Origin of the sequence: Lentzea indica (assembly GCF_012184385.1) — a bacterium.
In the GTDB taxonomy this organism is placed as follows: domain Bacteria; phylum Actinomycetota; class Actinomycetes; order Mycobacteriales; family Pseudonocardiaceae; genus Lentzea; species Lentzea indica.
In genome coordinates this window covers 1-11,940 of sequence record NZ_VSRL01000077.1, presented here as the reverse complement: position 1 = coordinate 11,940, position 11,940 = coordinate 1, and the positions used below count along the sequence as shown (strand labels likewise).

Annotated in this window: 12 protein-coding genes; 6 read left to right on the top strand and 6 right to left on the bottom strand. The window is 68.2% G+C overall.

The genetic code is table 11. The annotated features are described in order from the left end of the window. Positions 1 to 32 precede the first annotated feature (32 nt). On the top strand, positions 33 to 590 hold the full coding sequence (locus tag FXN61_RS21780) for a YceI family protein (RefSeq protein ID WP_167975901.1): 558 nt from the start codon (positions 33 to 35) through the stop codon (positions 588 to 590). A 109-nt stretch (positions 591 to 699) separates the two neighbouring features. Continuing rightward, positions 700 to 1,350, top strand: a complete 651-nt coding sequence (locus FXN61_RS21775; RefSeq protein ID WP_167975900.1) for a response regulator — start codon at positions 700 to 702, stop codon at positions 1,348 to 1,350. On the opposite strand, the gene FXN61_RS21770 is transcribed toward FXN61_RS21775, so the two are convergent. Next, positions 1,347 to 2,909 (bottom strand): sensor histidine kinase, encoded by a 1,563-nt coding sequence (locus FXN61_RS21770; RefSeq protein WP_167975918.1) that lies wholly within the window; start codon positions 2,907 to 2,909, stop codon positions 1,347 to 1,349. The two genes, FXN61_RS21775 and FXN61_RS21770, sit on opposite strands and share 4 nt — an antisense overlap. A 158-nt stretch (positions 2,910 to 3,067) precedes the next feature. Here FXN61_RS21770 and FXN61_RS21765 point away from each other — a divergent pair, with 158 nt between their 5' ends. Continuing rightward, positions 3,068 to 3,718, top strand: coding sequence for a hypothetical protein (locus FXN61_RS21765; protein WP_167975899.1), 651 nt, complete (start codon positions 3,068 to 3,070; stop codon positions 3,716 to 3,718). Positions 3,719 to 3,794: 76 nt separating this feature from the next. Here FXN61_RS21765 and FXN61_RS21760 read toward each other — a convergent pair whose 3' ends face one another. The 3 genes from FXN61_RS21760 to FXN61_RS21750 form a co-directional block, all read right to left on the bottom strand. Continuing rightward, a complete protein-coding gene (locus FXN61_RS21760) occupies positions 3,795 to 4,484 on the bottom strand; it encodes a 3-keto-alpha-glucoside-1,2-lyase-like domain-containing protein (protein ID WP_167975898.1) in 690 nt (229 codons plus the stop codon). Between the two features lie 110 nt (positions 4,485 to 4,594). After that, a complete protein-coding gene (locus FXN61_RS21755; protein WP_167975897.1) occupies positions 4,595 to 5,752 on the bottom strand; it encodes an alpha/beta fold hydrolase in 1,158 nt (385 codons plus the stop codon). A gap of 84 nt (positions 5,753 to 5,836) precedes the next feature. Then, positions 5,837 to 6,364, bottom strand: a complete 528-nt coding sequence (locus FXN61_RS21750) for a CGNR zinc finger domain-containing protein (RefSeq protein WP_167975896.1) — start codon at positions 6,362 to 6,364, stop codon at positions 5,837 to 5,839. A gap of 119 nt (positions 6,365 to 6,483) precedes the next feature. On the opposite strand from FXN61_RS21750, the gene FXN61_RS21745 reads away from it, so the two are divergent. Both FXN61_RS21745 and FXN61_RS21740 read left to right on the top strand, forming a co-directional pair. Continuing rightward, positions 6,484 to 6,918 (top strand): nuclear transport factor 2 family protein, encoded by a 435-nt coding sequence (locus tag FXN61_RS21745; protein WP_167975895.1) that lies wholly within the window; start codon positions 6,484 to 6,486, stop codon positions 6,916 to 6,918. Positions 6,919 to 6,922: 4 nt separating this feature from the next. Further along, positions 6,923 to 7,603: an MOSC domain-containing protein gene (locus FXN61_RS21740; protein ID WP_167975894.1), complete on the top strand. Its 681-nt coding sequence runs from the start codon at positions 6,923 to 6,925 to the stop codon at positions 7,601 to 7,603. Positions 7,604 to 7,611: 8 nt separating this feature from the next. Here the strand turns inward: FXN61_RS21740 and icmF are convergent, their stop codons facing one another. Continuing rightward, a complete protein-coding gene (icmF, locus tag FXN61_RS21735) occupies positions 7,612 to 10,821 on the bottom strand; it encodes a fused isobutyryl-CoA mutase/GTPase IcmF (protein WP_167975893.1) in 3,210 nt (1,069 codons plus the stop codon). A 137-nt stretch (positions 10,822 to 10,958) separates the two neighbouring features. Between icmF and FXN61_RS21730 the strand changes: the two genes are divergently transcribed. After that, on the top strand, positions 10,959 to 11,300 hold the full coding sequence (locus FXN61_RS21730) for an iron chaperone (protein WP_167975892.1): 342 nt from the start codon (positions 10,959 to 10,961) through the stop codon (positions 11,298 to 11,300). 159 nt (positions 11,301 to 11,459) lie between these two features. Here FXN61_RS21730 and FXN61_RS21725 read toward each other — a convergent pair. After that, positions 11,460 to 11,940: helix-turn-helix transcriptional regulator (locus FXN61_RS21725; protein WP_223165542.1), on the bottom strand; the 481-nt coding region annotated here is incomplete at its 5' end.

Genomic DNA, 11,940 nt, shown 5'->3' with positions numbered 1-11,940 from the left:
AACCAAATCGAGCAACCGAAGGACACACCACCATGACCACGGCCACCAACCTCTCCGAACTGACCGGCGACTACGTCATCGACGGCTCGCACTCCCGCATCGGCTTCGTCGCACGCCACGCGATGGTCACCAAGGTTCGTGGCGCGTTCAACGAGTTCGACGGCAAGATCTCCATCGACGGTGACAAGCCGGAGAACACCACCGCCGAGGTGACTCTGAAGGTCGCGAGCATCGACACGCGCAACGCGCAGCGCGACGGTCACCTGACCACCAACGACTTCCTCGACGTCGAGACCTACCCGGAGATCAAGTTCGTCTCCACCTCCGCGAAGCAGATCGACGAGGACAACTTCGAGATCACCGGTGACCTGACCATCAAGGACGTCACCAAGAGCATCTCCATCCCGTTCGCCTTCGAGGGCGTGGCCGTCGACCCGTTCGGCAACACCCGCGTGGGCTTCGAGGGCTCGCACACCATCAACCGCAAGGACTACGGCGTGACCTGGAACGCCGCGCTGGAGACCGGCGGCGTCCTGGTGAGCGAGAAGGTCGTTCTCGAGTTCGAGATCTCGGCGATCAAGCAGGCCTGACGACGGGCACGGGGCGTGGCAGACCGGGGAAGCATTCCCGGCGAGTCCGCCACGCCCCCGTGAACCCGATGGTCCCCTGACGTCAGGGGCTTTGGGCTACCGTGGCGCAATGGCGACGCGTGTTTTCCTCGTCGACGACCACGAGATCGTCCGCCGCGGCATCGCGGACCTGCTCGGCGAGGAGTCCGATCTCGAAGTGGTCGGTGACGCCGCGTCGGTCGCGGAGGCGCTGGCCAAGGTGTCAGGAGCCCAGGCCGACGTGGCGGTGCTCGACATCCGGCTCCCCGACGGCAACGGCATCGAACTGTGCCGCGAGCTCCGCAGCCGGATTCCCGGCCTGCAGTGCCTGATGCTGACGAGCTTCGCCGACGACGAGGCTCTGTTCGACGCGATCATGGCGGGCGCGTCCGGGTTCGTGCTCAAGCAGATCCTGGGCGCCGACCTGGTCAACGCCGTCCGCACGGTCGCGGCCGGACAGTCCCTGCTGGACGCCCGCACGACTTCGGCGCTGCTGAACCGGATCCGCCGCGAGCGCGAGGAGGGCGATCCCCTGCGCATGCTCAGCGAGCAGGAACGCACGGTGCTCGACCTCATCGGCGAAGGCCTGACGAACCGGCAGATCGCCGAGCGGATGTTCCTCGCGGAGAAGACCGTCAAGAACTACGTCTCGCACCTGCTGGCGAAACTCGGCATGCAACGCCGCACCCAGGCCGCCGTGTTCGCCTCGCAGTTCCGCAAGGACGGCGACAAGCCCCGCTAGAGGGGCACCCGCCACACCACACAGGCACCCCCGCCCTCGGTCGCCCGCACCGCGAGCGTGCCGCCGAACTTCGAGGCGCGGTGAGCGAGGTTGCGCAGGCCGCTGCGCGAGGTGTCGGGCGGGATGCCGATCCCGTTGTCCTGCACGGTGATCACGACGTCTTCACCGGCGTCGATCAGCACCGTCAGCTCGGTCGCCTGAGCGTGCCGCACGGCGTTCGTGACGGCCTCCCGGACCACCGCCTCGACGTGTTCTGCCAGCTCCGGTGGCACCGAGTTGTCGACGGTGCCGGACATCCGCACGGACGGCTTCAGATGCGTCGACTCGGTCAGGCCGGCCACCAGGTCGAGCAAACGGCGCCGCAACGACGTGCTGTCCGTCGAGTGGAGGTCGAAGATGGACGTGCGGATCTCGCGCACTGTCTCGTCGAGCTGTTCGATCGCGGTCTGCAGCCTGGCGGCGACCTCCGGTTCGGTGATCCGGCGCGTGGTCGCCTGCAGGGTCAGTCCGGTGACGAACAGCCGCTGGATCACGTGGTCGTGCAGGTCGCGGGCGATGCGGTCGCGGTCCTCCAGCACGTCCAGCAGCCGCTGAGAGCGTTGCTGCTCCGCGAACTCCAGCGCGACCGCCGCCTGGTCCGCGAACGACGCCAGCACCGGCACCTGGTCGGGCAGGAACCGCGTCTCGCCACCGCGGCGCAGCACCACCAACGCTCCCGCGACCCCCGCACCGGACCGCAGCGGGACCGCCAGCGCGGGCCCGAACGCCGAGCCCAGGTCGTCCACCAGCAGTGGAACACCGGAACGGATCACCTCGTCGACGGCGTAGTCGGCCGCGTTGAAGTCGTCGATCTTCACACCCGCGCTCGCCGCCACCGACAACGGCGTGTCCTGGCCGTCGCCGAGCACGACGAGCGCCGAGTCGGCACCGGCCAGCTCGACGGTGCGCTGGGTGATCAGGCGCAGCGCGTACTCGCCGGACGCGCCGCCGAGCAGCTCGGAGTTGACCTCGCCGATCGCCTCCAGCCACCGTTCGCGCATCCGGGACTTCTCGAACAGCCTGGCGTTCTCGATCGCGATGCCCGCGGCCGCCGCCAGCGCCAGCAGCACGGCCTCGTCGTCCGCGGTGAACTCGGCGGCGTCGATCTTCTCGGTCATGTAGAGGTTGCCGAACACCTCGTCGCGCACGCGTACGGGCACGCCGAGGAAGCTGTGCATGGGCGGGTGGTTCGGCGGGAAGCCGACCGACATCTCGTGCTGCGCCAGGTCACGCAGCCGCAGCGGCGTCGGGTCTTTGATGAGCAGCCCGAGCAAGCCCTTTCCCTCTGGCAGGTGGCCCATTTTCTCGCGCGTCTCGTGGTCGATGCCGGCGTGGAGGAACCCGGACAGGTCGTCCCGTGTTCCGAGCACACCGAGCGCGCCGTAGCGGGCGCCCACGAGGTCCACGGCGGCCTGCACGATGCGCTGCAACGTCGACTCGAGCTCCAGCCCTGACGCGACCGCGAGCACGGCGCCGAGCAGCTCCTGCATGTGGTCGCGGGTGGTGACGATCTCGTCCATGCGATCACGCACCTCGTCGAGCAGCTCGTCGAGGCCTCTGCGACCAGGCACGTCAGGCACGACGAATAGATTCGCACACTTTCGGCCATCGCACGGCCCTAGGAAGTGGGGACCTTCGACCGTGGCCGACCCACGGCCCTCAGCCTGACAGTGTGAGCATGACGATCGCCGTGCCGGACTCACTCGGTCTCGCGGGTGAGGACGTGCGCAGCGTCCTTGCACTCGCGAGAGCCTCCGCGCCCGATGTGCGGTTCGAGGTGCGTCCCGAGCAGATCGAGCTGCACACCACCACCCCGCACAGCAGGGAAACGCGAATCGCCTGCGGTGTCGCGCTGCTCAACCTCCGGCTGGCTCTGCAGGGACACGGAATCCGTCCACTGGTGACGCTGCTGCCCGGCCCGACCGCCAACGACGCGGCCGCGGCCGTGAGGCTCGGCGGTTACCAGGAACCGAGCCGGGACGTGCTGGCGTTGCTGCGCGTGTTGCACATGAACCGTCGCAGCTGGACGACGTTCCCCGAAATGGCCTGCTGGCGCGGGCTCCTGTCGCGTGCGGCCGAGGTGGAACGCGCGTGGCTGCACGTCACGAGCGGCATCGAGCTGGTGCTGTGCACGTTCAACCAAGGTGCCGCAGCGGAAATCCGTGCGGGACAAGCGATGCAGCGCGTGATCCTGACCGCGGCGACGGTCGGGTTCACCGTCTCCCCCGCACTCGACCCGGTGGGCCTGTCCGCGTTGCGCGCGGACCTGCGCCCGAGCCTCGGCAACACACTCGTGCCGCAGCTGGTCCTGCGGCTGGGCGGGGGATAGACCGTGCCCGTCCCATACCGCGCGGGGGGTCGTCTGACTCGCGGCGCGGGGCGGGCACGGTTCCCTCTACCCAGGGCTACGTGGTGATGAACTTCGTCGGGTCGGCCACGGGCGACTCGACGACGAGGTCCTTGTACTCGTCCTCGATGCCCTTGTTGTGGATCTGGATCGCGAGCGGTGCCTCGCGGCCGGCGGGTTCCTTCTTGTCCTCGAACTTCAGGACCTCCTGCGCCTTGCACCTGGTGGCGCCGTCGGGCAGCGGGCAGCACGCCATGCGCGCGATTCCGGTGTCACCGTTGGCGAGGATCTCGCACTGCGCCCACTTCTTGACGTCCCAGTTCGGGTGCGGGTACTTCGTGAACAGGCCCTTGCCGCCGTTGTTGTGGCCTGGCCGGTAATCCCACGCGCCGCCGTTGGGCGGCTGGAACTGGATGGCGCCGAGTCCGTTCAACGCGGGTGTCTGGATCTTGCCCCAGATCAGCACTGTCGGCTTGTGGTTGCCGGAGACCTGGCGCAGCTTGAAGATCCAGCGGAAGCTCTTGTACTGCTGCTTGTTGTAGTAGATCCAGCCGCGTGAGGCGTTCTTCTGGCTGTGGATCGCGCCGTTCTTCACGACGAACGCGTCCTTGGCGTGCATGGTCCAGCCGTCGAGCGTCTTACCGTCGAAAATGGGCACCAGCACGGGATCCGCGGCGCGTGCCGGTGTCATGCCCGCGACGAGCGCCAGCACGAAGGCAGCGGCTATCCACAATGGACGACGAAACATTTGTTACCGTCCTCGGCTCCGAGGTTTTCGGCAGCGACGGTGCAACCCACCGTAGGGCCGAGTCATCGGAGCAGTCAACGGAAACGCGTGTTTCTGAAAACGGACAAACCCTAACGCGCGATCACCGCCTTCCAGAGGAGCCTCGCCAGTTCCGCGTGGCAGATGTCGTTGTGGGCGCCCGCGATCCCGTCGATGCGGCGGATCACCGAAGAGCAGTCGACGTTGTGCACCTGTCCCCTGGTCAGCTCGCCAGGAGATCCGATGTTGTGGCCGTGGGCGTAGGTGCCCTGCACCCCGTGCGAACCGATGCCGCCGTACTTCGGGTACTCGTCCAGGTCGACCTGACGGCCCGATCGCGCGGCCAGCGGGTAGAACCGGCCAATCGCGTGGTCGTGCGTGGACGTCGTGACGATGATCGGCCCTGGCACCCGCGCGAGGACGCTGCGGAAGTAGCCGGAGCCCGGCTCCCTGGGCAGCCGTTCCGCGAACGACCACAGCGACATCGCGCCCTGCACCAGGGTCAGCGTCGCCGCCGGCACCACGTTCGCCATCGCGGTCGCGGTGATGCAGCCGAAGCTGTGGCCCATCAGGTGGATGCGCGCGTTCGGGGCTGCCTGGGCGACGTCGCGGGCGATCCGCGCCGCGCCGCTCTCCCCGAACACCTTGGCGCGCCGCTTCATCTTCCAGAACGTCAGGATCCGCAACGGCGACAGGATCCCGCCCAGTGCCGGATCCTCCAGGCACGCCCGGTAGAGCTGCTCGGCGTCGAACGCCATCCCGTCCTCGCCCGGCAGGTCCGGGACCGAGCTCTCCAGGTAGTCGTAGGCCTGCTTGACCGCGGCCGACATCCGGCACGGATGCTGCCGCGCGGCCTGGACGATCGTGCGCACCGCGGCGGTGCGGCCTGCGCCTCCCCCGAGGCGCTGGGCCTGCGCCTTGATGAACTCGTCGGACCGGACGTCCTCGTCGCCCCAGGCTTTCGACGGCCAGTGCAGGCCGATGAGCAACGCCTTGAAGCCGCCGGGAAGCCGGTGCGCCGCTTCACGTTCGGCGCGGCAGTCGGCCATCGTCCTGACCCACTGCCCGTACTGCTGACGGGCGGCCGGCACGTCGCCGTTCCACCCGTGGATGAAGAAGAACACGTCGGTGACACCGGCGCGGGCGTCGTGCACGACGTCCGCGCTCTCGCGCCCCCGCTCGTTGCCGGTCTCGTCGAAACAGACGAGGTGATAGCTGATGTCGTGACCTGGCACGGATTCTCGGGACATCGCGGATCACCACCACACACAAAAACGCGCCCTAACTGTTCTCCGGTTATCGGAACTGGGGCGGCTCATGTGTAGCCTCAGCGATCAGGAAAACCCGTTCGGACCAGGGGATTCACCCCGATTACGCCGGTAGTGGCGCGCCGCACGGACCCTGTTGCCACAGGAGGGCGAACACCATTCGCGGCGCGGGTGGTCCTTCACGAAGTACAGCACGCAGCCCGGCGCATAACAGGCGCGCAACAGAACCCGGTTCTCGCCGGTGAACAGCTCCACCGCCTCCGCGGCGATCGAGGCGAGCGCTTGAAGGGCGAGCGGGCCCTCGCTTTCGTTGTGCCGCACCAGTTCCCCGTCTCGCACCGTCAGCTGCGGCCACTGCCGCGCACTCCTCGCCGCACGGTTCACCTCGGCCACCGCACGCTCGAGGTCACGGCCTTGCGCGACCGCACGCGTGTCTTCGGTGAGTACACCGGCGAGGTCCCTCAACGCCCGCCGCAGCTCGCGGAACGCCTTGAGATCGGCCTGATCGGCCGGAACGCCCAGGAAGTCGCGGAGCCCACCGACGGTGGTCAGGTCGTCGTGCACCTGCGACCGGTTCGCCCAGATGGTGTTCATCAGCAGGACCGGACGAGGCTCGTCGGGCGTCAGCACACCTAACGGTAACACGGGCTTGCATCCGTTAGGCACTCGTTCTAACGTTTACAACGTCGCCCAACCGTTGGAAGGACCTCGAAGTGAATCTCGTCCCCCCGTTCGACGCCGACACCGCCCGGCTCAAGGTGCGGGCGGCCCAGGACGCCTGGAACACCCGTGACCCGCAGCGCGTGGCGGGCGCGTACACGCCGGATTCGGTGTGGCGCAACAGGTCCGAGTTCGTCCGCGGCACCGATGAGATCGTCGCGTTCCTGACGAAGAAGTGGGAGCGCGAGCACGAGTACGTGCTGCGCAAGTCGCTGTGGGCGTTCGGCGGCAACCGCATCGCCGTGCGCTTCCAGTACGAGTGGCACGACGACGAGGGCCAGTGGTGGCGCAGCTACGGCAACGAGAACTGGGAGTTCGCCGAGTCCGGCCTGATGAGCAGGCGCGAGGCGAGCATCAACGACGTCCGCATCTCGGTGGACGACCGCCGCATCGACCCTCTGTCGACCGACGACATCCCGACGGAGTGACGACATGCACGTCGAAGCGTTGTGGCGCTATCCGGTGAAGTCACTGGGCGGCGAACCGCTCCAGGAGGCCACCTTCACCAGCGACGGGGTGGAGGGCGACCGGCTGGTGCACGTGCAGGGGCCGCACGGCGTCCTGACCGGACGCACCCGCTACGGCCTGCTCACGATCCCTGCCTCCACCGGTCCCGACGGGCCTTTGGTGGACGGACATCCTTGGGACAGCTGGGCGGCTCATGAGTTGGTGCTCCCGCACGGCGGCCGGCTGACCCGCTACACCGGGCCCGAGCGGTTCGACGTCCTCAACGTGCTCGTGGCCACGGACGGTCAGGTCGAGGCGGCCGGCGTCGACGTGCGGCGGTTGCGGCCCAACATCCTGATCGGCGGCGTCGAAGCCGGCGAGGAGGACAGCTGGCCCGGACACGCGCTGGTGGCCGGTGACGTGGTGATCGGCATGTTCAAGAAGCGTGCGCGGTGCGTCGTCACGACGATCGACCCGGACACGGGTGCGCAGGACCTCGACGTGCATCGGCGCATCCGGCACGAGTTCGGCGGCGTGCTGTGCCTGGACAGCTGGGTGATTCGGCCGGGCGTGGTCGCCGTCGGTGACGCGGTGGAGCTGGTGCCGACCGACGAGCTGCCCGGCCACATCGGCGGGTGGATCGTCGGCCGGCCCTACGCGGTCTAGACGGTCGTTTAGACGTTGCGGCGGTACTGGCCGCCCACCTCGAAGAACGCCTCGGTGATCTGACCGAGGGTGCAGACGCGGGCGGCGTCCATCAGCACGGCGAACACGTTTTCGTTCGTCTGCGCCACCTCGCGCAGGCGGGCGAGCGCCTTCTCGGCCTCGTCGCGGTGCGCCGCCTGGTACGCGCGCGTGCGGTCGACCTGCGACTTCTTCTCCTCCTCGGTGGCGCGGGCGAGCTCGATCTTCACGACCTCCCGCTCACCGCCCTCCGGCAGGAAGGTGTTGACGCCGATCAGCGGCAGCGAACCGTCGTGCTTGCGCTGTTCGTAGAGCATCGACTCGTCCTGGATCCGGCCGCGCTGGTAGCCGGTCTCCATCGCGCCGAGCACGCCGCCGCGTTCGGAGATGCGGTCGAACTCCATCAGGACCGCTTCTTCGACTAGGTCGGTGAGCTCGTCGATGACGAACGAGCCCTGCAGCGGGTTCTCGTTCGCGGACAGGCCCCACTCCTTGTTGATGATCATCTGGATGGCCATCGCGCGACGGACGGACGACTCCGTCGGAGTGGTGATCGCCTCGTCGTAGGCGTTGGTGTGCAAGGAGTTGCAGTTGTCGTACAGCGCGCACAACGCCTGGAGCGTGGTGCGGATGTCGTTGAAGTCCATCTCCTGCGCGTGCAGCGAACGGCCGGAGGTCTGCACGTGGTACTTGAACTTCTGTGAACGCTCGGCGGCGCCGTAACGGTCGCGCATGGCCACGGCCCAGATCCGGCGGGCGACGCGGCCGATCACGCTGTACTCGGCGTCCATGCCGTTGGAGAAGAAGAACGACAGGTTCGGCGCGAAGTCGTCGATGTTCATACCGCGCGCCAGATACGACTCGACGTAGGTGAAACCGTTGGCGAGCGTGAAGGCGAGCTGGCTGATGGGGTTCGCGCCGGCCTCGGCGATGTGGTAGCCGGAGATCGACACCGAGTAGAAGTTGCGCACGTGCTGCTGGATGAACCACTCCTGGATGTCCGCCATCATGCGCAGCGAGAACTCCGTGGAGAAGATGCAGGTGTTCTGGCCCTGGTCCTCCTTGAGGATGTCGGCCTGCACGGTGCCGCGGACGTTGGCGAGCGCGAACCTCCGGAGCTGCTCGTACTCCGCGGCGTCCGGCTCACGGTCGTGTTCCTCGCGGAACTTGGTGACCTGCTGGTCGATCACCGTGTTCAGGAAGTAGGCGAGGATCGTCGGCGCCGGGCCGTTGATCGTCATCGACACGGACGTGGTCGGCGCGACGAGGTCGAAGCCGTCGTAGAGCGCCTTCATGTCGTCCAGCGACGCGATCGAGACGCCGGAGGTGCCGATCTTGCCGTAGACGTCCGGCGGGGTGTCGGGGTCGCGGCCGTAGAGCGTCACCGAGTCGAACGCGGTCGACAGGCGCGTGGCCGGGTTGCCCTTCGACAGGTACTTGAAGCGGCGGTTGGTGCGGAAGGCGTCGCCCTCGCCCGCGAACATGCGCGCCGGGTCCTCGCCCTCGCGCTTGAACGGGAAAACGCCCGCGGTGTACGGGAAGAAGCCCGGCAGGTTCTCCTTGCGCAGGAACCGCAGCAGCGAGCCGTCGTCGTCGTAGCGGGGCAGGCTGACTCGGCGGACCTGGTTGCCGGACAACGTCTCCCGCGTCAGCTTGGTGTGGATCTCCTTGTCCCGCACCTTGAACACGAGCTCGTCGCCGGAGTACTGCTCGCGGATCTCTGACCACTGCGTGAGCAGGTCGGCGGTGTCGCGGTCGACCTTGCGCCCGGCGGTGTCCGCGAGCTCGGCGATGTCCGTGACGCCCTTGCCTGCCGCTTCGAGCGCCTTCTGCGCCGCGGTGAGCTGGGTGTGCGTGCGGACCGCCTCGACCTGCTCCTCGGTCCTGCGGTGGTAGCCACGCACCGTGTCGGCGATGTCGGACAGGTAGCGCGCGCGTGCGGCCGGCACGACCGTGGACGCGCTGGTCGACGTCTTGCCGTTGACCGTCGCGAGAGAGCCTTCTTCAGCCTGCAGACCGTGTTCTTTCAGGCCCTCGCGCAGGAACTGGTAGAGCGCGGTGACGCCGTCGTCGTTGAAAGTCGCGGCGGACGTGCCGAAGACCGGCATGTCCTCCCACTTGACGCCGAACGCCTCGCGGTTGCGGACCATCTGCCGCGCCACGTCCCTGCGTGCGTCCTCGGCACCGCGGCGCTCGAACTTGTTGATCGCCACGGCGTCCGCGTAGTCGAGCATGTCGATCTTCTCGAGCTGCGACGCGGCGCCGAACTCCGGCGTCATCACGTACAGCGAGAAGTCCACGAACGGCACGATCGCCGCGTCGCCCTGACCGATACCGGGCGTCTCGACGATGACCAGGTCCGCGCCAGACGCCTTGCACGCCGTGATGGCCTGCTCAAGCCCGTCCGGGATCTCACTGCCCGCACGGCGCGTGGCGAGGCTGCGGAAGAACACGCGGTCGCCGTCGAGGCAGTTCATCCGGATGCGGTCGCCGAGCAGCGCGCCACCACCGCGGCGACGGGTCGGGTCGACCGCGAGGACGGCGATGCGCAGCTTGTCCTGCTGGTCGAGCCGGAAGCGGCGCACCAGCTCGTCGGTGAGCGAGGACTTGCCGGAGCCACCGGTGCCGGTGATGCCCAGGACCGGCACCTTGCGGGTGGTCTCGACGTCCACGTCCACGCCGGTCTCGATGAGCGTGATCGCGCGCGCGAGGGCCTCGTCCGCGCCCGTCAGCAACGCGTCGTGGCTGAACGGCTCGGTCAGCGCGTAGTCGCACTGCTCGATCATCAGGTTGATCATCTTGGCGAGGCCGAGCGTCTGCCCGTCCTGCGGCGAGAAGATCCGCGCGACCCCGCGCGAGTGCAGCAGCTCGATCTCCTCGGGAACGATGACACCGCCACCGCCGCCGTAGACCTTGACGTGCCCGGCGCCGCGCTCGCCCAGCAGTTCGACCAGGTACGAGAAGTACTCGACGTGCCCGCCCTGGTAGGCGCTGATGGCGATGCCCTGCGCGTCCTCCTGGATCGCGGCGTTGACGACCTCCGCCACCGACCGGTTGTGGCCGAGGTGGATGACCTCCGCACCCTGCGACTGAAGGATGCGCCGCATGATGTTGATGGCCGCGTCGTGGCCGTCGAACAGGCTGGACGCGGTCACGAAGCGGACCGGGTTCGCCGGTCGGTGCAGATCGCTGGTCGCCATGAGAATAGTTTGACTTCCTACTATTGGACGTGCAACCGAGGGTGGCCCAGGTCTCTGTAACGAGCAGGAACCGCCATCCTCCCGGCACCGGCCACAGACTCGCTCGCGGAGCACTTCGCAGGAGGTAGCGTGGCCGCATGGCCGCCGTCGACGACTACTTCGCCGAACTCGACGCTCCGGCGCGAGCCGCGTTCGAACGGGTCCGCGCCCTGGTCGAGGAGTCGGTGCCGGACACCGAACAGGGCATGAGCTACGGCATGGCGGCGCTTCGGCACCGGGGCAAGCCGCTGCTCGGGTTCAAGGCGGCGAAGGACCACCTGAGCGTGTTCCCGTTCAGCCCCGCAGCCGTGGACGCGGTGCGCGACCGGTTGACCGGTTTCTCCCTCTCCAAAGGCACGATTCGCTTCACCCCGGACACGCCGCTGCCCGATGACGTGGTCCGGGACCTGGTGCGGCAGCGGATGGACGAGATCGGTTAGTGGTGTGGCTCGAAACGTTGCCGTGCGAATTCGCGGTCAGACGGGCGCATCGTGGTGCCGCCCCCGCGTCCTCATACTGGACCGTATGGGGGCGTGGGGGCGGTGCCGCGAGGCGTCCTGCTGAGCGTGAATTCACCGCCAACGTTTCGAGTCACGCCACTAACGGGCGGCGCCCCACTCGTGGGCCAGCGCGGCCGCCTCGCCGCGGGTGCCGACGCCCAGCTTCTCCAGGATCTTCGCCACGTGGAACTTCACGGTGGACTCGCTGATGTGCAACTCCCCTGCGATGTCGCGGTTGCGGCGGCCGCGAGCGAGCTGGCCCAGCACCTCCAGCTCCCGCGCGCCCAGCACGGTCAGCGGGTCCTCACGCGGGTTCTCCGGCGGTCCGAGCGGGACCTCGATCGTCACGGTCGCGCCCCACCCCGGCACCGCGTCCACCTCCACCCGTCCGCCGAGCGGCCCCAGGCGTTCGGCGACGCGGCGCGTGTCGAGGCTGCCGGAGGACAGGGTGCCAGGACCGTCGTCCCGCACGGTCGCCTTCAGCGCGGTCGCGCCGACCTTCCACGCGATGTGCACCCGGTTCACGTTCCGCTGGTCGTCCAGCATCGCGTGCACGGTGGACCGGACCACTGCACTGGCC